The sequence below is a fragment of the Cryocola sp. 340MFSha3.1 genome (genome assembly GCF_000383315.1).
Lineage (GTDB): Bacteria > Actinomycetota > Actinomycetes > Actinomycetales > Microbacteriaceae > Leifsonia.
Genome location: NZ_KB911087.1, coordinates 745,778 through 767,196, shown reverse-complemented (window position 1 = coordinate 767,196; position 21,419 = coordinate 745,778). Strand labels below are relative to the sequence as shown.

25 protein-coding genes are annotated in these 21,419 nt (G+C 70.6%); 12 read left to right on the top strand and 13 right to left on the bottom strand.

Features of this window, described 5'->3' with window-relative positions:
• Positions 1 to 41: 41 nt before the first annotated feature.
• From H284_RS0103665 to H284_RS0103650, 4 genes are all read right to left on the bottom strand, one after another.
• Positions 42 to 1,427, bottom strand: coding sequence for a purine-cytosine permease family protein (locus H284_RS0103665; RefSeq protein ID WP_020075195.1), 1,386 nt, complete (start codon positions 1,425 to 1,427; stop codon positions 42 to 44).
• 241 nt (positions 1,428 to 1,668) lie between these two features.
• Positions 1,669 to 2,994 carry a M20/M25/M40 family metallo-hydrolase gene (locus tag H284_RS0103660; RefSeq protein ID WP_020075194.1) on the bottom strand — a complete coding sequence of 442 codons (1,326 nt, stop codon included), beginning with the start codon at positions 2,992 to 2,994 and terminating at the stop codon, positions 1,669 to 1,671.
• Positions 2,991 to 3,527, bottom strand: coding sequence for an O-acetyl-ADP-ribose deacetylase (locus tag H284_RS0103655; RefSeq protein ID WP_020075193.1), 537 nt, complete (start codon positions 3,525 to 3,527; stop codon positions 2,991 to 2,993). The genes H284_RS0103660 and H284_RS0103655 overlap by 4 nt, the downstream gene beginning before the upstream one ends.
• 9 nt (positions 3,528 to 3,536) lie before the next feature.
• Positions 3,537 to 3,815, bottom strand: a complete 279-nt coding sequence (locus H284_RS0103650; protein ID WP_018190392.1) for a metal-sensitive transcriptional regulator — start codon at positions 3,813 to 3,815, stop codon at positions 3,537 to 3,539.
• A 118-nt stretch (positions 3,816 to 3,933) separates the two neighbouring features.
• Between H284_RS0103650 and H284_RS0103645 the strand changes: the two genes are divergently transcribed.
• From H284_RS0103645 to H284_RS0103635, 3 genes are all read left to right on the top strand, one after another.
• Positions 3,934 to 4,437 (top strand): RbsD/FucU domain-containing protein, encoded by a 504-nt coding sequence (locus tag H284_RS0103645; RefSeq protein ID WP_231371061.1) that lies wholly within the window; start codon positions 3,934 to 3,936, stop codon positions 4,435 to 4,437.
• 110 nt (positions 4,438 to 4,547) lie between these two features.
• On the top strand, positions 4,548 to 4,895 hold the full coding sequence (locus tag H284_RS0103640; protein ID WP_020075192.1) for a DUF6804 family protein: 348 nt from the start codon (positions 4,548 to 4,550) through the stop codon (positions 4,893 to 4,895).
• Positions 4,896 to 5,065: 170 nt separating this feature from the next.
• Positions 5,066 to 7,225, top strand: coding sequence for a DEAD/DEAH box helicase (locus tag H284_RS0103635; protein ID WP_020075191.1), 2,160 nt, complete (start codon positions 5,066 to 5,068; stop codon positions 7,223 to 7,225).
• 85 nt (positions 7,226 to 7,310) lie between these two features.
• On the opposite strand, the gene H284_RS0103630 is transcribed toward H284_RS0103635, so the two are convergent.
• Together H284_RS0103630 and H284_RS0103625 are read right to left on the bottom strand one after the other, a co-directional pair.
• The gene (locus H284_RS0103630; protein WP_020075190.1) at positions 7,311 to 7,511 is read right to left on the bottom strand and encodes a hypothetical protein; all 201 of its coding nucleotides are present in this window, start codon (positions 7,509 to 7,511) and stop codon (positions 7,311 to 7,313) included.
• Positions 7,512 to 7,554: 43 nt separating this feature from the next.
• The gene (locus H284_RS0103625; protein WP_020075189.1) at positions 7,555 to 7,947 is read right to left on the bottom strand and encodes a DUF3224 domain-containing protein; all 393 of its coding nucleotides are present in this window, start codon (positions 7,945 to 7,947) and stop codon (positions 7,555 to 7,557) included.
• 76 nt (positions 7,948 to 8,023) lie between these two features.
• On the opposite strand from H284_RS0103625, the gene H284_RS0103620 reads away from it, so the two are divergent.
• The 4 genes from H284_RS0103620 (at position 8,024) to H284_RS0103605 (ending at position 11,218) form a co-directional block, all read left to right on the top strand.
• Positions 8,024 to 8,638, top strand: coding sequence for a CYTH domain-containing protein (locus H284_RS0103620; RefSeq protein WP_020075188.1), 615 nt, complete (start codon positions 8,024 to 8,026; stop codon positions 8,636 to 8,638).
• Positions 8,639 to 8,755: 117 nt separating this feature from the next.
• Positions 8,756 to 9,784: a 6-phosphofructokinase gene (locus H284_RS0103615; RefSeq protein WP_018190399.1), complete on the top strand. Its 1,029-nt coding sequence runs from the start codon at positions 8,756 to 8,758 to the stop codon at positions 9,782 to 9,784.
• 86 nt (positions 9,785 to 9,870) lie between these two features.
• Positions 9,871 to 10,794: an NADP-dependent oxidoreductase gene (locus H284_RS0103610; RefSeq protein WP_020075187.1), complete on the top strand. Its 924-nt coding sequence runs from the start codon at positions 9,871 to 9,873 to the stop codon at positions 10,792 to 10,794.
• Between the two features lie 16 nt (positions 10,795 to 10,810).
• A complete protein-coding gene (locus H284_RS0103605) occupies positions 10,811 to 11,218 on the top strand; it encodes a hypothetical protein (protein WP_018190401.1) in 408 nt (135 codons plus the stop codon).
• Here H284_RS0103605 and H284_RS0103600 read toward each other — a convergent pair.
• The 3 genes from H284_RS0103600 to H284_RS0103590 all read right to left on the bottom strand — a co-directional run bounded on the left by H284_RS0103600 (position 11,215) and on the right by H284_RS0103590 (position 13,791).
• Positions 11,215 to 11,691 (bottom strand): acetyltransferase, encoded by a 477-nt coding sequence (locus H284_RS0103600; protein ID WP_020075186.1) that lies wholly within the window; start codon positions 11,689 to 11,691, stop codon positions 11,215 to 11,217. The two genes, H284_RS0103605 and H284_RS0103600, sit on opposite strands and share 4 nt — an antisense overlap.
• 36 nt (positions 11,692 to 11,727) lie before the next feature.
• Positions 11,728 to 13,026: an alpha-hydroxy-acid oxidizing protein gene (locus H284_RS0103595; protein WP_020075185.1), complete on the bottom strand. Its 1,299-nt coding sequence runs from the start codon at positions 13,024 to 13,026 to the stop codon at positions 11,728 to 11,730.
• Between the two features lie 117 nt (positions 13,027 to 13,143).
• Entirely contained in the window at positions 13,144 to 13,791 is a 648-nt protein-coding gene (locus tag H284_RS0103590) for a LysR family transcriptional regulator substrate-binding protein (protein ID WP_020075184.1), read from the bottom strand.
• 33 nt (positions 13,792 to 13,824) lie between these two features.
• Here H284_RS0103590 and H284_RS0103585 point away from each other — a divergent pair, with 33 nt between their 5' ends.
• On the top strand, positions 13,825 to 14,217 hold the full coding sequence (locus tag H284_RS0103585; protein WP_018190405.1) for a DUF5997 family protein: 393 nt from the start codon (positions 13,825 to 13,827) through the stop codon (positions 14,215 to 14,217).
• A gap of 16 nt (positions 14,218 to 14,233) precedes the next feature.
• On the opposite strand, the gene H284_RS0103580 is transcribed toward H284_RS0103585, so the two are convergent.
• A complete protein-coding gene (locus H284_RS0103580) occupies positions 14,234 to 14,659 on the bottom strand; it encodes a DUF1622 domain-containing protein (protein WP_018190406.1) in 426 nt (141 codons plus the stop codon).
• A 29-nt stretch (positions 14,660 to 14,688) separates the two neighbouring features.
• Between H284_RS0103580 and H284_RS0103575 the strand changes: the two genes are divergently transcribed.
• Together H284_RS0103575 and H284_RS0103570 are read left to right on the top strand one after the other, a co-directional pair.
• Entirely contained in the window at positions 14,689 to 16,191 is a 1,503-nt protein-coding gene (locus H284_RS0103575; protein WP_020075183.1) for an SDR family NAD(P)-dependent oxidoreductase, read from the top strand.
• Positions 16,192 to 16,231: 40 nt separating this feature from the next.
• Complete coding sequence (locus H284_RS0103570; RefSeq protein WP_020075182.1) at positions 16,232 to 18,223, top strand: APC family permease; 1,992 nt, start codon at positions 16,232 to 16,234, stop codon at positions 18,221 to 18,223.
• A gap of 54 nt (positions 18,224 to 18,277) precedes the next feature.
• On the opposite strand, the gene H284_RS0103565 is transcribed toward H284_RS0103570, so the two are convergent.
• The 3 genes from H284_RS0103565 to H284_RS0103555 are packed head-to-tail and all read right to left on the bottom strand — an operon-like array spanning position 18,278 to position 19,898.
• Positions 18,278 to 18,544, bottom strand: coding sequence for a DUF6510 family protein (locus H284_RS0103565; protein ID WP_018190409.1), 267 nt, complete (start codon positions 18,542 to 18,544; stop codon positions 18,278 to 18,280).
• Positions 18,541 to 19,290 (bottom strand): FAD-binding oxidoreductase, encoded by a 750-nt coding sequence (locus H284_RS0103560; protein ID WP_018190410.1) that lies wholly within the window; start codon positions 19,288 to 19,290, stop codon positions 18,541 to 18,543. The genes H284_RS0103565 and H284_RS0103560 overlap by 4 nt, the downstream gene beginning before the upstream one ends.
• Before the next feature lie 14 nt (positions 19,291 to 19,304).
• Positions 19,305 to 19,898 (bottom strand): sulfite oxidase-like oxidoreductase, encoded by a 594-nt coding sequence (locus tag H284_RS0103555; protein WP_029042806.1) that lies wholly within the window; start codon positions 19,896 to 19,898, stop codon positions 19,305 to 19,307.
• A 79-nt stretch (positions 19,899 to 19,977) separates the two neighbouring features.
• On the opposite strand from H284_RS0103555, the gene moaA reads away from it, so the two are divergent.
• Positions 19,978 to 21,069 carry a GTP 3',8-cyclase MoaA gene (moaA, locus tag H284_RS0103550; RefSeq protein ID WP_020075180.1) on the top strand — a complete coding sequence of 364 codons (1,092 nt, stop codon included), beginning with the start codon at positions 19,978 to 19,980 and terminating at the stop codon, positions 21,067 to 21,069.
• On the top strand, positions 21,062 to 21,307 hold the full coding sequence (locus tag H284_RS0103545) for a MoaD/ThiS family protein (RefSeq protein ID WP_020075179.1): 246 nt from the start codon (positions 21,062 to 21,064) through the stop codon (positions 21,305 to 21,307). The genes moaA and H284_RS0103545 overlap by 8 nt, the downstream gene beginning before the upstream one ends.
• The last annotated feature ends 112 nt before the right edge of the window (positions 21,308 to 21,419 follow it).

The following is a 21,419-nucleotide window of genomic DNA, read 5'->3' as shown; positions in this document are numbered from 1 at the left end:
TGTCGCTTTCTGTGGTGATGGGGCGGTTCGGGAGCCGAGGCTCAGTTGGAGGCGACGGCCTCGGGGCCGGAGGGGGCGTCCGCCGACGGTGCCGTCGTCGCGCCGTCCGCACCGGCCGGAGCCTGGATGGTCGTGGCGCGGCCGACGCCGCGCACCCAGCCGAGCTTGCCGGCGACCGTGTAGAGCACGATCGAGAGCAGCAGCGACCAGATGGCGGGGATGCCCCAGGTCACGAAGTAGCCGACCAGCGAGGAGACCAGCCACACGAGGAGGGTGACGGGCACGATCCGCGGGGCGTGCTCCGGGAGGCGGCCGGAGGCCCGGGTGGCGTCGAGGTCGCCGCGCCACCGGCGGACGAAGAAGTACTCGGCGACCATGATGCCGGCGATCGGCGGGAAGGCGACGCCGAGGATCGTGAGGAAGCCGGTGAACTGGGCGAGGATGCCCGCGGCGGCGAGCACCGAGCCGACGATGCCGAGCACGATCGTCGTGGTCACGCGGTGCAGGTTCTTCGCGAACGCGGTGGAGATGAAGTTGACCAGTCCGAGCGTGGACGAGTACAGGTTCCAGTCGTTGATCTTCAGCGTTCCGGTGATGACGATGATCAGGCCGACGAAGCCGATCGACGAGGTCACGATGGCGACGATGTCGCCGCTGGCCGCCGCGTGGGCGAGCAGCACGCCGGCGAGGCCGATGACGAACTCGCCGAGCGTCACGCCCAGAACGGTCTGCTTGACGACGTCGGCCCGGCTGCGGTTGAACCGGGTCATGTCGGCGGTGATGATCGCGCCGACGATGAGGCCGCCCGCGACGATTCCGGTGCCCTGCCAGACCGACATCGTCGGACCGGGCGCGGGCGACGTCATCAGCTCGCCGAGCGAGTGCTTGCTGAGCTCGCTGATGATCGACCAGCCGACGAGGATGAGGAACAGCGGGACGGTGATGTTCGCCAGCCACTGCATCCCGACGAAGCCGTACGCGACGATGGCGGTGACGGCCAGGCCGAACAGCAGGCTCCACACCCACACCGGCATGACGCCGGGCATGAGCACGTTGAGGGACTGGGCGGAGATGGCGGACTGGATGCCGAACCAGCCGATGAGGCTGATGCCGATCGCGAGGCCGACGAGGGAGGCGCCGATCTCGCCGAAGCCGGTCCAGCGGGCCAGGAGGGCCGTGTTCAGCCCCTCCTTCTGCCCGATGATGCCGACGATGCACATGATCACCTCGAGGATGATCGAGCCGAGGAGCAGCGCGAGCGCCGCCTCGCCGAAGGTCATGCTGTAGCCCAGGGTCGCCCCGAGCAGGAACTGCGAGAGAGCCGAGACCTGACCGAAGCGCTGCACCGCGATCCCGAACCACGGCTTGCGCGCGTCGGGGGTAACACGGGAGAGGGCGAAGTCGTCGGCATGAGCTGTGCGTGCCATTGGGTGTCCTTCATACGGGTGGAGGGGGACGGTTGCCCGAAACCGTAGCCAGCGCCCCTCCCCTCACGGAATGTGCACCCCGCACGACTTCGCCTCGACTCTGTGCACTTCGCACACCCCGGCTCATCTCTCCCGCCGCTCCGCCCCAGCCGTCGAGTCCGCAAACTTTGCACGCGCCGCGCGGTCGCGGCGTACAAAGTTTGCGGACTCGACGGAGGGCGGAGTGGCGGAGGGCGGCGGGTCAGGAGGCGCGGAGGAGGTGGGCGTAGACGGCGACGCCGCGGCGCCAGGTGGCGACATGGATGCGCTCGTCGCGCGCGTGCAGCGCGCCCCGCTCCTCGGCGCTCAGCTCGAACGGGGTGAACCGGTAGACCGCGTCGCAGATGCCGGTGAAGTGCCGGCTGTCGCTCGCGCCGAGCATGATGTACGGCGTCACAACGGCGTGCGGGTGCACGGCTCCGATCGCGGTCGCGAGACGGTCCCACTCGGGACCGTCGGCGGGGGAGACGGGGGACGGCTCGCTCGCGTCGACCGCCTCCACACGGACGGCGTCGTCGCGGATCGCCCGGCGGATGTGGTCGAGCGTCTCGGCGACCGACGAGCCGACCGCGATTCGGGTGTTGACCACGGCCTCCGCCGTCTCCGGCAGCGCGTTCGCGGCGAGGCTCCCGCGCAGCTGCGTCACGGCGGTCGTGGTCCGCACGATCGCACGCGTCTCGTCGCTGAGCCGGCCGAATACGACGCGCAGCGCGGGCTGAAGCCGGCGGGCGCGCGTGAAGACGGCGCGCAGGGGACCGGTCGCGTGCGCGCCCAGCGTCTCCACCATCCGCAGGTTCGTCTCGGTCAGGCGGGCGGGGAACGGCCGGTCGTTGAGGCGGGTGATGGCCCGGGCGAGCCGGACCGTCGCGGTCGTCTTCGGGGGAGTGGACGCGTGACCGCCGTTCTGTTCGACGGTGAGCCGCACGCTGGTGATGCCCTTCTCGCTCACGCCGATCACCGCGATGGGCTTGCTGACGCCCGGGAAGATGCGTTCGACGACGGCGCCGCCCTCGTCGAGGACCAGTGCCGGGCGGATGCCGCGCCCGGCGAGCACCGAGGCGATCGCCCGCGCTCCCGAGCCGACCGTCTCCTCGTCGTGTCCGAAGCTCAGATACACGTCGTTGGCCGGCTGGAAGCCGTCCTGCACGAGCGCCTCCACCGCCTCCAGGATCGCGACGAGCGCCCCCTTGTCGTCGATCGCCCCGCGCCCCCACAACAGCTGCTGCTCGCCCGAGCCGGTCAGTTCGGCGCCGAAGGGCGGATGCGTCCAGCCCTCCGCGGTCGCGGGAACCACGTCGTAGTGCGCCATCAGGACGGTGGGCGCCTCATCGCTCCGGCCGCGCCAGCGGTAGAGCAGGGAGTGTCCGTGCCGCTCCTGCTCCAGGGCGCTGTGCAGGGCCGGGTAGAGCTGCGGCAGTGCGGCGATGAACTCGTCGAACACCGCCCAGTCGGTCTCCTCCACGGCGTTGCGGGACATGGTGGGAATGCGCAGCAGAGCCCGGAAGCGGTCGAGCGCCTCCGCCGTCACTCGCCGGCCGCTTCCCGGAACGCGTCGAACGCCTCGTCGGAAAACAGGACGAAGCGCACGTGCTCGACCGAGCCGACGCCGGAGGACAGCACGGCGCGGACGGTACTGATGGCGATGCGCGCCGCGTCATCCATCGGCCAGCCGTAGACGCCGGCCGAGATCGCGGGGAAGGCGACGGTGCGGGCACCGAGCTCGCGGGCGACGCGGAGGGACGAGCGGTAGGCGTTCTGCAGGAGAGGTGTGCGGTCCTCGCCGCTCGACCAGACCGGCCCGACCGCGTGGATGACCCACTTCGCCGCGAGGTCGCCCGCGGTCGTCGCGACGGCCTGGCCGGTGGGCAGGCCGTCCGGGAGGGTCGTCGCGCGGAGCTCGCGCGTGGCCTCCAGGATCGTGGGCCCGCCGCGGCGGTGGATGGCGCCGTCGACCCCTCCGCCGCCGAGGAGCGAGCTGTTGGCGGCGTTGACGATCGCATCGACGGTCTCGTCGGTGATGTCGCCGCGGACGATGTGGATGAGCTCTTCGCGGTCACTCATGCGCTACGCCTAGCCGCGGTTGTTGGAGAGCTCGTACACCTTGAGCAGCTCGACGATCGCGTCGTCCCGTGCGCTGCCGCCCTCCTCGAACATCTCGGAGACGTGCGTGCGGAGGTGGTTCTCGACCAGCAGCTTATTGAGCGAGCCGAGCGACTTCTGGATGGCGAGGGACTGCGTGATGATGTCGATGCAGTAGTCCTCGTTCTCGATCATCTTCTCGAGGCCCCGGAGCTGGCCTTCGAGGATGCGCGTGCGGTGCAGCGCCCGCTTCTTGATGTCTGCGATCACCCCCTCAGGATAGTCCCGGAAGGCTCATACCCGGCGGGGGTACGCCATCCCGTTCGCGCAGAGCATCTCGACTGGGTGTGCGCACGGTGGACAGACAAGTATCCCCCTAATAGGGGGCGTGTGTGGACATACCGGTGGGTCTATCCTCCACGTAGGGGTTGAGAAATATTCGTTTAACAGGAAAGGCCCGACTTTGCTGAAGAACCTCAGCCCGCTGCTGTCCGGTGCGCTCTTGAGCGCGCTCGACGCGATGCATGATGGCGCGACGCTTACCCTCGTCGGCAGCGGCTACCCGGAGGACAAGATAACAACGCCCGTCGTTCACCTCGGTGACGACGTCACGACTGAGGCCGCCGCCGAGGCGATCCTCTCCGTGTTCCCGCTCGACCAGGACGATGCATCGCCGATCGTGTTCCTTGATCTCGCTGACGAACCCTACGACGTACCCGACGTCGCGTTCGCAGTGAACGGGATCGCATCCGACGCCGAACTCCGTCGAGTCCCGATGACCCGCCTCGAGCTCGAACCGTTCCTCGAGCTCGCCCGAAACTCCAGCGTCACGGTCCGTGTCGGATCCGACGCCCCGCCCTGCGCATTCCTGTTCCGCCGCGGAGTGCTGTAACCGACAGCGACCCGCACCACACAGCGTCGCCCGCCCGACCGGAGAGAACGTCTCCGCCATCGGGCGGGCGCACCATTTCCGGCATCCGGACTGCGTAGAGTGGACTCCCGATGCCCGCACCTCACACTCCGCAGCAGCCCGCCTTCAACCGCGCCGCGCTGGTCCCAGGCCTGCTCGGAGCGATCGTGCTCCTCGCCGGTCTCGCCCTGATCGGCGGCGACTGGTACCTGTACGTGCGCTACGCGGTCAGCATCCTCGCGCTCATCCTCTGCGTCTTCGCCGGACAGGCGCGGATGTGGTGGTGGTTCGCGGGCCTCATCCCGCTCGCGGTGGTCTGGAATCCGGTCTGGCCGCTGCCGCTCGGCGGCGTCGCACTGCAGGGTCTGTCGATCGCGGGAGCCGTCGTGTTCGTCGCCGCGGCGGTCACGATCAAGATCCCCGCAGACACGCGTCGCTGAACGGCCGTACATCCGGTAAAATGGGTGTTGCGCGGCCATCCTGTGTCGCGCTCCCGGCGTCACTCGCGGCGAACACGGTCCACTCGGTACCCGACCTCCCCGCCCCGCCGGCCTCACGCCCAAACGGCGTCGCACCCTCCGGCAGTGCGCGACGCCTCTCCTGGAGGACCATGTCTCGTTCCGGTCAGCGCACCAGCCCGACCAGGCCGCAGCAGCGGAAGAACCGGCACGCCAACAACGACGGACTCATCCCCGTCCTCGCCCGCAAGGTGCGCGAGGTCGAGGCGAAGGCCGCCGACGGCAAGAAGCTCGGGCCGACGAACCGCACCAAGTTCCAGGTGATCGCGTTCCTGATGCGCGAGGAGCGCGCCAGGGCGAAGTCCGACCCGGACCTCAGCGACGCCGCACGTGCGGAGCAGCTGAAGCGCCTCGACGGCATCGCGACCATCCTGGCGAAGACGGCGGCGCGCGACACGTCGCTGATCTCGCTGCTCGAGAGCGAGTCGCCCTCCACCGCTACCGCGCAGAAGATGCGCCGTGACTGGCTCCTGGAGTCGGGAACCGAGCTCTCGCCCGACGACCTGATCATCACGATCGAGCGTCCGGTGACCAAGCAGGACAGCGTCATCCCGCCCGAGCTGGCGGAGAAGCAGGTCGTCCCGCCGTCGGTGAAGGCGCGCCAGCTGTCCAACCCGTTCCTCGCTCCCGACTTCTCCCGTCTCAGTGCGTCCGCGCCGACACCGCGCCGCCGGCTCGACTCGTGGGAGCTGCTCGGCCCGCTGTTCAAGTCGTTCGAGTACGGCGCAGGAGGCCAGGCGGCCAGCATGGAACTGCCGCCCGCCCCGCTGCTCGACCGCTACTCTCCGCAGGGCCTCGAGCTGATGCACCACCAATCGCGCTTCATCGAGAGCGTGCGCCTCGGCCACCGCAGCTTCCTGCTGGCGGATGAGCCGGGCCTCGGCAAGACGGCGCAGTCCGTCCTCGCCGCCTCGGTCGCCGGGGCGTATCCGCTGCTCGCCGTCGTTCCCAACGTCGTCAAGATGAACTGGGCGCGCGAGGTCGAGCGCTGGACTCCGCAGCGTCGCGCCACGGTCATCCACGGCGACGGCGAGGGCCTCGACGCCTTCGCGGACATCGTCATCGTCAACTACGAGGTGCTGGATCGGCACCTCTCCTGGCTGAGCACGCTCGGCTTCAAGGGCATGGTCGTCGACGAGGCGCACTTCATCAAGAACCTGCACTCGCAGCGTTCGCGCCTGGTGCTGGGGCTGGCCGACGCCATCCGCTCGACCACACCCGACCCGCTGATGATCGCCCTGACCGGTACCCCGCTGATCAACGACATCGACGACTTCAAGGCGATCTGGCAGTTCCTCGGCTGGATCGACGGCAACAAGCCGACCGCGACCCTCATGGAGCACCTGGAGGAGACCGGGCTGACCCCGGCCGACTTCGGCTTCTACGCCGCCGCCCGCGAGGCCGTCATCGACATGGGCATCGTGCGCCGGCGCAAGCTCGACGTCGCGGCCGACCTGCCGAGTCGCCGCGTCGTGGACCTGCCGGTCGAGCTGGACGACGAACTCGGGCGTTCGATCCGCCAGGCGGAGAAGGACCTCGCCGCCCGGCTCGTCACGCGCTACCAGCGCGCGGCGGCCGCCGGTCGGCCGGACGGCTTCGAAGGCGACGACGAGGCGCACAAGAAGCACCTCATCCGGCTGGTTGCGCAGTCCGAACTGGAGGACTCGAAGTCGGCCAAGTCCGGCGAGAACGTCTTCACGATGGTCCGCCGGATCGGCCAGGCGAAGGCCGGCCTCGCGTCGGACTACACGGCCCAGCTCGCCCGCTCGGTCGGCAAGGTGGTGTTCTTCGCCAAGCACATCGACGTGATGGATGCGGCGGAGGAGGCCTTCGCGGCCCGCGACCTGAAGACGATCTCGATCCGCGGCGACCAGTCCGCGCTGTCACGGCAGAAGGAGATCGACGCGTTCAACAACGACCCGGAGGTCGCGGTCGCGGTCTGCTCGCTCACGGCGGCGGGCGTCGGCCTGAACCTCCAGGCCGCGTCGAACGTCGTGCTCGCCGAGCTGTCGTGGACGGCGGCCGAGCAGACGCAGGCGATCGACCGCGTTCACCGCATCGGTCAGGAGGAGCCGGTCACGGCGTGGCGGATCATCGCGGCGCAGACGATCGACTCGAAGATCGCCGAGCTCATCGACGCCAAGCAGGGCCTCGCCGCGCGCGCCCTCGACGGCAGCGATGTCGAGGTCGGCTCGGCCGACTCCGTGCAGCTCGACGCCCTCATCCACCTGCTGACGGACGCCCTCGCCTGACCTCACACCGCCGGCTCACACCGCCGGCTCCTGAGTTTTTCGCGTCCCAGACGCCGATTCGGCCGAAAAAGTCAGGAGCTGTCGCCTAGGCGATCTCGGCGTCGTCGGGGTCGATCGGCACCGGGCGGTCGTCGTCGGGGAGCAGTTTGTCGTCCTCGTCGTCGACCACCGGCACGTCCTCCGGGTCGTGGATGACGGGCTCCGGCTCGTAGTCGGTCTCCTGCGCCTCGCGGAAGTCGTCGAGGTCCTCGTCGTCTCGGTACTCACGTCCTCTGGGGTCGCTCATGCCCCCACGGTACAGCGGCCTGCTGCGGGCGTGAAGGGTGGTCTCACTCCAGCTCGAAGACGAAGAACGCGCCGCGGTCGTCGTGCTCGATCCTGGCCGCTCCCCGGAAGTCGGCGAAGTCGTCCGTCCCCGTGCCCGGCACGATGTTCCCGAAGGCCGAGCTGTCGCCGGGATGCTGCAGCGCGCCGTGGTGGACGGTGAACGAGCCTGCCCTCCCGTCCTCCAGCCGGCCGGTGATCCGCTCGGCGGCGAGGTAACCGCGCCCGCCCTCCTCGGTGCCGGAGGAGACGAAGTGCGCGACGGACTCGCCCACCAGTCCCTCGGTGTAGGTCTTCCGCATGACGACGGCGCCCACCCAGTCGCCGTCGATGCCCGGCAGGTCGGCCGGCTCCCAGCCGGTGACATCGAAGCGGGCGGTGATCGTCTCTGAGGTCATGCGTTCACCGTAGGGGCTGCGGCGGGCGGCCCGCTTGAAATTTCGCGACAGACGAATTGTGGGCTAGACAGGGGATATGCCCCACCACTCCCAGACCGAGATCGAGCGCAAGTACGACGTCGAGGCCGAGGCACAGCATCCTCAGCTCGTCGGCGTCGGCACGATCGCGGTGCAGGGGGAGCCCGAGCGGCACGAACTCGTGGCCACCTATTTCGACACGGCCGATCTGGCGCTCGCCCAGCACAGGACCGCGGTCCGCGTGCGCCGTGGCGGCCACGACGCCGGCTGGCACGTCAAGCTGCCCGCCGAGGAGGGCCGCACCGAGCTGCACTGGGACCTCACGGAGGGCGACGAGCCGCCCGCCGAGCTGCGGCAGCACCTGCGCGAGCTGATCGGCGACGAACCGCTCGTCCCGATCGCCCGGGTCACGAACGAGCGCGACAGCGTCCTGCTGCAGGATGCTGCCGGCTTCGAGGTCGCCGAGCTCACCGACGACCACGTCCGGAGCGAGAACCTCCGGACCGGCGCGACGCAGGAGTGGCGCGAGTGGGAGGTGGAGCTCCTGAGCGGGGCCCCCGACACCCGTCAGCGCCGCAACGCCCTCCTCGACGAGATCGAGGAGCACCTGCTCGCGGCGGGAGCCCGGCCGTCGGCCAGCTCGTCCAAGCTGCAGCGCGCCCTCGGCCTCTGACACCCGAACGGTCTACCCGGCCCGTTTACCACCCGCCGCGCTCAGCGTCCAGTGCGATTTTGTGCAGGCCGGGGCATCCGGGCATGATTCAGGGAACGCCTTGAGAAACGGAGCAGCATGAAGATCGGCATCCTCACCAGCGGCGGCGACTGCCCGGGCCTGAACGCGGTGATCCGCGGCGCGGTCCTGAAGGGCGACCGCGTGTACCGCTCCGAGTTCGCCGGCTTCCGTTACGGCTGGCGCGGTGTGGTCGACGGCGACATCATGCCGCTCGACCGGCACAGCGTCCGCGGCCTGTCCCGCCAGGGCGGCACCATCCTCGGCTCCAGCCGCACCAACCCGTTCGAGGGCGACAAGGGCGGCCCCGAGAACATCCAGCGGATGATGGATGAGAACGGCATCGACGCGATCATCGCCATCGGCGGAGAGGGCACCCTGACGGCCGCACGCCGTCTCACCGACGCCGGGCTCAAGATCGTCGGCGTGCCGAAGACCATCGACAACGACCTCGCCGCCACCGACTACTCGTTCGGCTTCGACACGGCCGTCGAGATCGCCACCGAGGCGATCGACCGCCTCCGCACCACCGCCGAGTCGCACCAGCGCTGCATGGTCGTCGAGGTCATGGGCCGTCACGTCGGCTGGATCGCCCTGCACTCGGGCATGGCGGGCGGCGCCCACGCCATCCTCATCCCGGAGCAGCCGCAGTCGATCGAGCAGATCTGCGAGTGGGTCGAGTCGGTCCGCGACCGCGGCCGTGCGCCCGTCATCGTCGTGTCGGAGGGCTTCCACCTCGACACGATGGAGGAGGCGCACTCGCACAAGGGACTGGATGCGTTCAACCGGCCGCGCCTCGGCGGCATCGGCGAGATGCTCGCCCCCATGATCGAGGAGCGCACCGGCATCGAGTCGCGGGCGACCGTGCTCGGCCACATGCAGCGCGGCGGCGTCCCGAGCGCGTACGACCGCGTCCTCGCCACCCGCCTCGGTATGGCGGCGGTGGATGCGGTGTACGAGGGTCGCTGGGGCTCCATGGTGTCGCTGCGCGGCACCGACGTCGTCAACGTCTCGATCGCCGACGCGACTGGCGGTCTGAAGACCGTGCCGCCCGCGCGCTACGAGGAGGCCGCGCTCCTCTTCGGCTGAGCGCTCGCTGCACCTGTGGCTCTCTCCCTGCTGTTCCGGGGGTGTCGGGGCTAGGCTCCGTGCTACCAGAGGGAAGGAGCCCGTCCGTGCCGCGTTTCGTCCAGTTCGATGAGTTCGGCTCCCGCGACTACCTGCACGTGGTGGAGCGGGAGAGACCGTGGCCGGGTCCCGGCCAGGTGCTGGTCCGCGTGATGGCGGCCGGGCTCAATCCGATGGATGTGAAGGCCTACCGCGACGAGCGGGCCGCCGCGCACATGGGCGTGACGCTGCCGAGCGGGATCGGACAGGACTTCGCCGGATTCGTCGAGGAGATCGGCGACGGCGTAACGCGGTTCGAGCTCGGCCAGGCCGTGCTCGGCACGGCGCCGTTCTCCTCCATCGCCGACTTCGTGGTGGTGCCGGAGGACGGGCAGGTGATCGCGAAACCCGATCCGCTGACGTTTGAGGTGGCCGGTTCGCTCGGCGTCGTCGGCCGGACGGCGTTCGCCACGGTGCGCGCTCTGGGCATCCGCGAGCGCGACACCGTGCTGGTGAGCGCTGCAGCGGGCGGGGTCGGCGTGCTCGCCGCCCAGCTGGTCGTCCGCGCGGGGGCGACGGTGATCGGCACGGCGAGCGAGGAGAACCACGAGTTCCTCGAGTCGCTCGGCGTCATCCCGGTGACCTACGGCGACGGTCTCGCCGAGCGCGTGCGCGACGTCCTCGACGACGACCGTGTGACCGCCGTGCTCGACAACCACGGCCCGGAGACGATCGAGGCGGCGCTGGAACTCGGTGTGCCGATCGAACGCGTCAACTCCATCGCGGTCTTCGGGCCGGAGGCGCGGGGAGCGCAGAACGTCGGCGGGCGCGCCGCGACCAACGACGACCTCGCCGAGCTCGCCGACCTGCTCGCCGAGAACGAGCTGGTGCTGCCGATCGACTCGATCTACCCGATCGAACGGACGGTGGAGGCGTACGCGCGGCTCGAGGGGGGCCACGTGCGCGGCAAGATCGTCATCGTCACCGACTGACCGCAAAGGAGCATCCATGATCGCAGAGGACATCGCCCGGCAGCTTCGCACGGCGGGGTTGCGCTGGCAGCCGGCGTCGGGCGACACATTCGCCATCGACCGACCCGGCATGGAGGGGGAGCGCTTCACCGTCAGCGAGATGACGATCGAGCCGCACCACTTCGACACCGGGACCATCCTCGGCTTCAACGGCACGACCGAGTGGGCGCTCGACTCGCTCGCCGTCGAGGACGCCCTATGGATCCCGCGCGAGGACCAGCTGCGCGAACTGCTCGGCGGCACCTTCCGCCACCTGGCGCGCACGCCCGACGGCTACCGGGTGACCGTGCTGATCGAGGGGGAGGAGCGGTACTTCGAGCACGATGACGCCGCCACCGCCTATGCGCAGGCGCTGCTTTCGCTGATCGGGGCGTCGGTCTCCTAGCGGGGCCGGTTCGCCGGTGCGAGCTCGAGGTGGAGCAGCGGATACGGACGACCGGCCTCGTCGGTCGCGCTCCGACCGACGACCGCGAAGCCGCGGGAGCGGTAGAAACCGGCGGCTGATGCGTTCTGCTCGTTGACGTCGACGCGGACGACGCCGTGGTCGCGGATCGCGTGATCGAGAAGCGCCGTGCCGATCCCGCCGCCGCGCTCGGCCGCATCCACGAAGAGCATCTCCAGCGTGCCGTCGAGCAGACCGGAGAAGCCGACGGGGCGGCCGTCCCGGTCGGCGACCGACAGCGTGACGGCGGGGAAGTAGTCGGATGCCAGCCGTGCCTCGATCTCGTCGCGATCGGTCGCCGAGAGGAAGTCGTGCGTCGCATCCACGGCTCGTCGCCAGATCGCCACGAGAGCCGGGTACTCGGCTACCCCGATGGAGGCCCGGATGCTCACAGGCGCCGCGGTGGATTCGGACATCAGCAGGCTCCCTTCGGCTGGTACCGATCTTCCAGCCTAGTGAGCGACCGGCGCGGGCGTCGGTGACAGGATGCCCGCATCCAGCTCGGCGACGCTGCGGACGCCCGCGAGACCGAGGGTGATGTCGAGCTCGGCGATCGTGTTGCGCAGCAGCTCCCGCACGCCCGCCTCGCCCGCGACGGCGAGGGCGTAGGCGTACGGCCGGCCGATCGCGACGGCCCGGGCGCCGAGGGCGAGGGCGATCGCCGCATCCGCACCGCCGCGGATGCCGCTGTCGAAGATCACCGGCACCCGTCCGTCGACCGCCGCCACGACACCGGGCAGTGCATCGAGCGCCGCCACCTCGCCGTCGATCTGGCGGCCGCCGTGGTTCGAGACCTGGACGGCATCCACCCCGGCGTCGAGCGCACGTCGGGCGTCGTCGGGATGCAGCACGCCCTTCAGCACGATCGGCAGCCGGGTGTGCTCGCGGAGGAACGCCAGGTCGTCCCAGGTCAGCGACGGGTCCGCGAACACGTCGAGGAACGTCTCGACCGCGGCGAGCGGCTCTCCCGATCGCAGCTTCTCGCGCAGCGGCCCGGGATGGTGGCGCAGCATGCTGGCGAAGGCCGCGACCGCAGCCGGGGTCGGCGTCGGGCGCGGCCCGGACGCGACGGTCGCCCGCTCGCGCACCAGCTGCTGGAACACCGGATCGGAGGTGTACTGCGCGATCCCCAGACCCCGGCTGAACGGAAGGTAGCCGAGGGCGAGGTCGCGCGGCCGCCAGCCGAGCACGTGCGTGTCGAGCGTGACCACGATCGCTTCGCATCCCGAGCGCTCCGCCCGCTCGACGAGGCTCGCCACCAGGTCGCGCGACGAACTCCAGTACAGCTGGAACCAGCGGGATGCGGCGGGCGCCACGTCCTCCATAGCGCCGACGACCTCCTCCATCGGCTGCGACGCCTGGTTCGAGAGCACGGCCGGCACGCCGAGGGCGGCGGCGGCGCGGGCCGCTGCCGCATCCCCTCCGCGCCGGGCGAGCTCCAGCACGCCGATCGGGGCGAGCAGCAGCGGCGTCGGCCGCCGGACGCCGAACAGCTCGACGGAGAGGTCGCGCGCCGACACGTCGCGCAGGACGCGCGGGACGATGCGCCGCCGCCGGAACGCCTCCGTGTTGGCGTCCGCCGTGCGCTCCAGCCCGGCGGACCCGGCGATGTACGCGAACGCCGCTCGGCTCAGCCGTCGCTGTGCGGCTCGCTCCAGCTGGGGGTATCCCACGGGGATGCGCGGGCGACGGCCCGCGACACCGTCGCGGTAGATCTCGGACTGGGCGTCGCGCCCGGCGCTGGAGCTCATCCCCCCATCATGCCCCTCCCGCCGGGCGAGGCATCCGTGGGGCGCGACGCGCCGTTATGCGGGGCGGATAACGGCGTGTTGCGACCCCTGGACGCAGGTGGGCGAGCGCGGGGCGCGTCAGCGGCGGCGCGGACGCTTGGGGGAGCCGGGGCGAGCGCGGCCGGAGGAGGGGCGGCCGCCGGGCGCGCGGCCGCTCGCCTTGCGGCCGTCCGCCGCCTCGCGCGCGGCGACCTCCGGGTTGCGCGAGCTGTGCGCCGTGCGCCCACGCACGATGCCGATGAAGTCGTCGACCAGTGGATGCTGCCCCTCGCGCGGCCAGGTCAGGCCGATGCGGCTCTGCGGGCCGTCCTCGAGGGGGAGGGCCACCACGTCCTTCCGACGGAGGGCCTTCGCGACCGATGCGGGCAGTAGCGCGATGCCGTCGCCGGCGGCGACACTTCGCATGAACGCCTCCGACGGCTCGCCGGCAACCCGGGGCTCGCCGTCGAGGTCGGCGAGGTGAAGGTGCTCCTCGAGGGTGAGCAGGTGCTCGTGGTGCACGACCACGACGACATCCTCCGCGTACAGGGGGATGAGGTGGCGGTCGTCGTCCGCCTCGGCGTCGCGGGCGAACACCATGTCCGCATCTCCGGCCGCGAGCACGCCGAGCGGATCGTCGCTCGGCCGCACCACCAGCTCCACGTCGGGGTGGCGCTGCTCGAACGCGCGCGTCCACTTGCCGACGGTGACACCGAGCGGGAAGGCGATCGCGAAGCGGGAGGACACCTGACGAGGGTAGCGAACGGTAGCCTGGAGCACATGAAGGCGCAGACCATGAAACCGGCCACAGCGGCCAAGAAGCTCGGCATCTACCTGCCGGCGGCGCCCGACGACTTCCGCGACCGCGAGATCAGCCGGACCGAGCTGGATGCGCTGAACGCCGAGCCGCCGGAGTGGCTGCAGACCCTGCGCGCCGAGGGTCCGCATCCCCGCGACGTGGTGGCACGCAAGCTCGGCGTCTCGAACTCGGGCCTCGCCCGCGGCGGGGTGACCGAGGCCCTGACCACCGCGCAGATCAAGGACCTCCTGGCCGATCCGCCGCAGTGGCTGGTCGACGAGCGGGCGACGCAGGCGGCGGTTCGCGCCGAGAACGCGCGGGTCAAGCAGCGCGACGCCGAGCGGGCGGCCCGGCGCGCGGCCGAAGAGGAGTAGGCGGGAGCGGCGACCGTCAGGCCCCGCGCGGCTCCGGGGTGCCGTCCGGCGTGCGGTTCGCCGAGCGGGCGGCTCGTGCGATGGTCTCCGGCCCGGTGACCAGCGCGCGCCGCCACGGCGCGACACCGTCGATCTCGACCTGCAGCGAGAAGCTGAGGATGGTGCGGATCAGCACGATGATCCCGAGCACCACCGCATCCGTCAGCGACGGCGTCGATGTCACGGTCTTGACCAGGTCGGCCGCGACGAGGATCTCGAGACCCAGCAGGATGACGCCGCCGAAGCTCTCCCGCAGCGTCCGGAACGCCGCAGCGCCGCTGCGCTGACGCCGCCAGGCGACCAGCGACAGGCCGATCGCGACCACCAGGCCGATCGCCATCGCGGCGACACCGGCGAACTCGAACGCCGTGCCGGTCGCTTCGAACAACGCGTGCGCATCCATGTGCTCATGGTGCCACGTAGAATTCTCCGGTGCCTCCCGAAACCCCGGCGTCCTCCGGCCTCGACCCCGACGAACTCGCCGTCACCCTCCGCGTCCTCGGACAGCTGCACGAGCTGGACCAGGAGCATCCCGACTACGTGACCGTCCGCCGGGCGACCGCGCACATGTTCAAGGCGTCGAAGCAGGCCAGGAAGCGGCAGCTTCGCGAGCAGGTGCAGGCGGCCGACCGCGCCGTCATCGCCGCGACCGCCACAGGCGCTCCGGACCGCATCGACGACGAGACGCGCGGGCGCGAGCTGACCTCCGGCACGACCGCATCCCACACCGCCGGAACCCTCATCACGCCGCGCGCCTGCTACATCTGCAAACAGGACTACACGCAGGTCGACTGGTTCTACCACCAGCTGTGCCCGTCGTGCGCCGCCTTCAGCCACGCGAAGCGCAACGCGACCACCGACCTGACCGGCAAGCGCGCGCTGCTCACCGGCGGCCGGGCCAAGATCGGCATGCACATCGCCCTGCGGCTGCTCCGTGATGGCGCCCACCTCACCATCACCACCCGGTTCCCGCGGGATGCGGTGCGCCGGTTCTCGCAGCTGCCCGACGCCGGGCGCTGGATCGACCGGCTCCGGGTCGTCGGCATCGACCTCCGCGACCCGGCGCAGGTCATCGCGCTGGCCGACTCGGTCGCCGAGCGCGGACCCCTCGACGTCCTGATCAACAACGCGGCGCAGACCGTCCGTCGCTCACCCGGGGCGTACTCCCTGCTGGCCGAGGCGGAGACGCAGCCGTTGCCCGACGGTCCGCTGCCGGAGCTCGAGACGTTCGGGCACACCGCGGATCCGCATCCCCTCGCCCTGGAGCGTTCGGTCGCGGCGCACCCGCTGCTGTCGGCGGCCGACGTCCGCGGCACGATCGCCGAGGTCGCCGGCGCGGCCGCGCTCACCGCGGACGACCTGGCGGCGGTCGCCATGGCCGCCGGTTCGTCGTCGCTCGAGAAGCATGCGGACGGCACGGCCATCGACGCGGGCGGGCTCGTCCCCGACGTGGCGCACGTGAACAGCTGGACGCAGAACATCGGAGCGATCGACGCACTGGAACTGCTCGAGGTGCAGCTGTGCAACCAGACCGCCCCCTTCATCCTGATCGACCGGCTGCGTCCCTCCCTCGCCGCCGCCGGGCGGTCGTACATCGTCAACGTGTCGGCGATGGAGGGTGTCTTCGGCCGCCGCTACAAGGGGCCGGGTCACCCGCACACCAACATGTCGAAGGCGGCGCTGAACATGCTCACGCGCACGAGCGCCGGCGAGATGTTCGAGACCGACGGCATCCTCATGACGAGCGTCGACACGGGATGGATCACCGACGAGCGCCCGCACCACACGAAGGTGCGGCTCGCGGAGGAGGGCTTCCACGCCCCGCTCGACCTGGTCGACGGCGCCGCCCGCGTCTACGATCCGATCGTCCGCGGAGAGGCCGGAGAGGACCTGCACGGCGTCTTCCTGAAGGACTACCGTGCCTCGGCCTGGTGAGCGCTACGCTGACCACGAAGGCATGAGCGGAAGGACGCCGATGTCGAGCACTCCCGACCAGCAGCTTTCCCCCGTGCCCGGTCAGGCGCGGCCCACCCCGAAACGGGCGAAGGGCGGCGCGCTCCGGCACTGGCTGCTCACCGGCCTGGTGGATGAGCGCGGCACCCAGCAGGGACCGCACGGCCGCAACCCCGAACGCACCCACCCGTGGTGGCAGGTCATGTGCCTCACCGGTGTCGACTACTTCTCCACCCTCGGCTACCAGCCCGCCATCGCGGCGCTCGCCGCCGGCCTCATCTCGCCGTTCGCGACGCTGGTGCTCGTCGCCCTCACCCTGCTCGGCGCGCTGCCGGTCTACCGCCGGGTGGCGCGGGAGAGCTTCAAGGGCTCCGGCTCCATCGCCATGCTGGAGCGGCTGCTGCCGTGGTGGGCGGGCAAGCTGCTGGTGCTCGTGCTGCTGGGCTTCGCGGCGACCGACTTCATGATCACGATCACGCTGTCGGCGGCGGACGCCTCGGCGCACGCGATCGAGAACCCGTACGCGCCGGACTGGTTCCACGGCAACAACGTGCTGATCACGCTCTTCCTGCTCGCGCTGCTGGGCGCCGTGTTCCTCAGGGGATTCAAGGAGGCGATCGGCATCGCGGTGGTGCTGGTCGCCGTGTACCTGGCGCTCAACGTCGTCGTGGTCGGCGTATCCATCGTCCAGGTGTTCGTGCACCCGAATGCGGTGACCGACTGGTCGGAGGCGCTGTTCCAACAGAACGGCAACCCGCTCGTCATCGTCGGGGTCGCGCTGCTCGTGTTCCCGAAGCTCGCGCTCGGCCTCTCCGGCTTCGAGACCGGCGTCGCGGTGATGCCGCAGATCAAGGGACGGCCGGACGACGACCCCGCCTACCCGAAGGGCCGCATCCGTGGCGCGGGGCGGCTGCTCACCACGGCGGCGATCATCATGAGCTGCTTCCTGATCACGTCGAGCTTCACCACGACGCTGCTCATCCCGCAGCGCGAGTTCCAGCCCGGCGGACAGGCCAACGGCCGTGCGCTGGCGTACCTCGCGCACGAGTACCTGGGCAATGGCTTCGGCACGGTCTACGACATCTCGACCATCCTCATCCTCTGGTTCGCAGGTGCCTCCGCTATGGCCGGCCTGCTCAACCTGGTGCCGCGGTATCTGCCGCGGTACGGGATGGCGCCGCAGTGGGCGCGCGCGGTGCGTCCGCTGGTGCTCGTCTTCACGGCCATCGCCTTCTTGATCACCCTCGTCTTCGAGGCGAGCGTGGATGCGCAGGGCGGCGCCTACGCGACCGGCGTGCTGGTGCTGATCACGTCCGCCTCCCTCGCGGTGACGCTGTCGGCGCGACGCAAGCGGCAGCGGAAGCGCATGGTCGCGTTCGGCATCATCACGGCGATCTTCGTCTACACGACGGTGGACAACATCATCGAACGGCCGGACGGCCTCCGGATCGCGACCCTGTTCATCCTCGCCATCCTGATCGTGTCGATCGTGTCGCGCATCGGGCGGTCGTTCCAGCTGCGCGCCACCTCCGTCACGTTCGATGTGACGGCCCTCGACTTCATCCTCGAAGACGCGGAGGAGGGCGAGATCCGGATCATCTCGCACGAGCCCGACGTCGACACGGACAAGGAGTACGCGCAGAAGAACAAGGACGAGCGGAAGTTCAGCCACATCCCGCAGCGGTCGCGCACTATCTTCCTCGAGGTGCTGCCGTCTGACTCCTCCGACTTCGAGGAGGACCTGGAGGTGCAGGGCGTCGTCAAGCACGGCTACCGGGTGCTGCAGGTGCGGAGCGGCAACGTGCCGAACACCATCGCGGCCGTGCTGCTGGAGATGCGCGACATCACGGGTGTCGTGCCGGCGATCTACTTCGAGTGGACGGAGGGCAACCCGATCTCGAACATGTTCCGCTACCTGATCACCGGCGTCGGCGAGGTCGCCCCCGTCACGCGCGAGGTGCTGCGGGAGGCCGAGAAGGACGTCAAGCGGCGCCCGGCCGTGCACGTGTCCTGAGCGCGGCGTGTCCTGAGCGCCACGTGTCCTGAGCGCAACGTGTCCTGAGCGCGGCTACTCGACCGCGAACTCCAGCCAGGCGAGGCCGCGCAGGTCGAGGCAGAGGCGGCCGGCCCGCTCCGATGCGACCGCCAGCACGTCGCCGCAGACCGAGCAGCGCACGACGAGGCCGTGCTCGTCCAGGTAGACGCGACCGCGCGCGACGACCGATTCGTCGCCGCAGTTGCCGCAACAGCCGACCGCGGTGGTGACGTCGGCCGCGAAGACCTCAGACAGCATCCCGGCCGCGGCGTTCCCGTCGAGGAAGTCCTGATCCGTCATGGCGTGCCTCCGATGCCGCCGTAGCGTTCGGTGCGGATGCGCGCCGCCTCGTGACCCGCGTCGACGAGCCAGCCGGAGACCGCCTCGACGAACGGCGTGGAGCCGCAGATGAAGAAGGTGGGGGAGTCGGAGGCCGGGATGGTGCGACGCATGAGGCCTTCGGCGGTGAGGCGGGCGGGCGCCGGTGCGCCCTCCGGAGCCTGCCGCGTGTAGACGTAGTCGAGCTGGAGCGGCGATGCCGTGTCGGCGGCCAGCGCCGAGAGTTCGTCCGAGTAGTACCCGGAGGCGGGGGAGCGCAGCGAGTACAGCATCCGGAACGGTGCGGGACTCGCGGCGGCGGCGTGCGCCCGCGCCATCGACATGAGCGGGACGACACCCGAACCGCCGGCGATCAGCTGCACCGGCGTCGTGTCGCCGTCGCGCCAGACGAACCAGCCGCCGACCGGTCCGCGCACCTCCAGCTGGTCGCCGTCGGCGAGGTCGCGGACGAGGTAGGGGGAGACCTCGCCGTCGGCGAGCTCCTCCACCGTCAGCTCCAGCTCGTCGTCGGGGAGGTCATGCGGTTCGATGGCTCCGCGTCCGCCGCCGGAGGCGATCGAGTACGACCGGACCGCCTGGTAGCCGTCGGGCGCCGTCAACCGGATGTCGACGTGCTGCCCCGCGAGGTGGCCGTGCAATCCGGGGATGCGCAGCCGGATGGTGCGGGCCGTCGGGGTCTCCATCCGCGTGGCGACGACGTCGGCCACCCGCCATACGCTGCTCACCAGTAGCGCTGTTCCTTCCAGGGGTCGCCGTACATGTTGTAGCCGTTCTGCTCCCAGAAGCCGGGCTGGTCCTGAGGGAGCATCTGCAGCCCGTTGACCCACTTGGCGCTCTTCCAGAAGTACAGGTGCGGCACGAGGAGCCGGGCGGGACCGCCGTGCTCGGGCTCGAGGTCCTTGCCGTCGAAGCTGTGCGCGACCCACGCCTTGCCGCCGAGCAGGTCGGCGAGCGGGACGTTGGTCGTGTAGCCGCCGTAGCTGTGCGCCATGGTGTACTCGAAGCTGGTGTCGACATCCTGGAACAGAGTGTCCAGCGCCACACCGCGCCACGACGTCCCGAGCTTCGACCAGCTGGTGACGCAGTGGATGTCGGTGCTCACGTCCTCCTGCGGGAGCGCGAGGAACTCATCCCAGCTCCAGCGGTGGACGTCGCCCTTCTCGGTGGTGATGGTGAACGCCCAGTCGTCTTTGGCGATGCGGGGCGTCGGCCCGGCCGACAGCACCGGGAAGCCCTCGGTCAGATACTGACCCGGTGGCAGACGGGGGTCGTCGGCCCTGCGACGGCCCGAAAAGCCGGAGGAGATGATTCCCATGGGGGAAGCTTATTGCCGCGCATGCCACCGGGTCTACGACGGACTCGGTGTTGTCGGGAGAGCGGTCTAGGGTGATGACATGACCGCCGTCAACCTGGGGCTCCCGCTGAGTGCGCAGCGCCAGGCCGCGCCGCCGTCGGCCCCCAGCACAGTGGGTCGGCCCGAGCATCCCGGGCTCGTCGACCGGTTCGGGCGCGTCGCCCGTGACCTGCGCGTGTCGGTGACCGAGAAGTGCTCGTTGCGCTGCACGTACTGCATGCCCGCGGAGGGTCTGCCGGCGATCCCGCGCGACGACCTCCTGAGTGCGACGGAGATCGCGCGGCTCGTCGGCATCGGCGTCCGCGACCTGGGCGTGCGCGAGGTGCGGTTCACCGGCGGCGAGCCCTTGATGCGCGCCGATCTCGCCGAGATCATCGGCCGTTCGGCGGCGGTGGCTCCCGGGGTGGACCTGTCGATCACGACCAACGGCATCGGACTCGACCACCGCATGCGCTCGCTCGTCGACGCCGGCCTCACCCGCGTCAACGTCTCGCTCGACACGGTCGACCGGGAGCACTTCGCCCGGCTCACCCGGCGTGACCGCCTGCCCGCCGTGCTCGCCGGAATCCACGCGGCGCACGCTGCCGGGCTCACCCCGCTGAAGCTCAACGCGGTGATGATGCGCGACACCCTCGACGACGCCCCCGACCTCCTCGCGTGGGCGCTGGAGAACGGCTGCCGGCTGCGGTTCATCGAGCAGATGCCGCTCGACGCCGACCGGTCGTGGCTGCGCGAGAACATGGTGTCGGCCGAGGAGCTGCTCTCGGTGCTGGGCGAGCGCTTCACCCTCATCGAGGCGGGTCGCGACGACCCGCACGCCCCCGCGGAGGAGTGGCTGGTCGACGGCTGGACGGTGGATGGGCTCCCCGCCACGGTCGGGATCATCGCGTCGGTCACCCGCTCGTTCTGCTCGGCCTGCGACCGCACCCGCATCACCGCCGAGGGCACTGTGCGGTCGTGCCTCTTCGGAGACGATGAGACCGACCTCCGCGGGCTGCTCCGCGGCGGGGCGGACGACGCCGAGATCGCCCGCTGGTGGCGCGCGGCCATGTGGGGAAAGCAGGCCGGTCACGGGATGGACGCGGCCGGGTTCGCCCCGCCGGTGCGGAGCATGGGGGCGATCGGTGGCTGAGGTGCTGGTGCGGTACTTCGCTGCGGCGGAGGAGGCTGCGGGGCGGCCCGAGGAGCGCGTGGAGGTCGCGGACGCGACCGTCGGAGGCCTCCAGGCCGAACTCGTGTCGCGCTACGGCGAGCCGATGGAACGCGTGGTGCGCTCCGGTTCGTTCCTCGTCGGCGGCGTCGTCTCGCGCGACCCCTCCCGCGAGCTGACCGCCACCGTCGACGTGCTGCCGCCCTTCGCCGGCGGCTGACCCCGTCCCGTCCCTTCCCTTCCCTGTCGCGTGCGCTCGTCCGCCCACCGTCGAGTCCGCAAACTCTGCACAGAATCCGCCCTCCCAGCGTGCAAAGTTTGCGGACTCGACG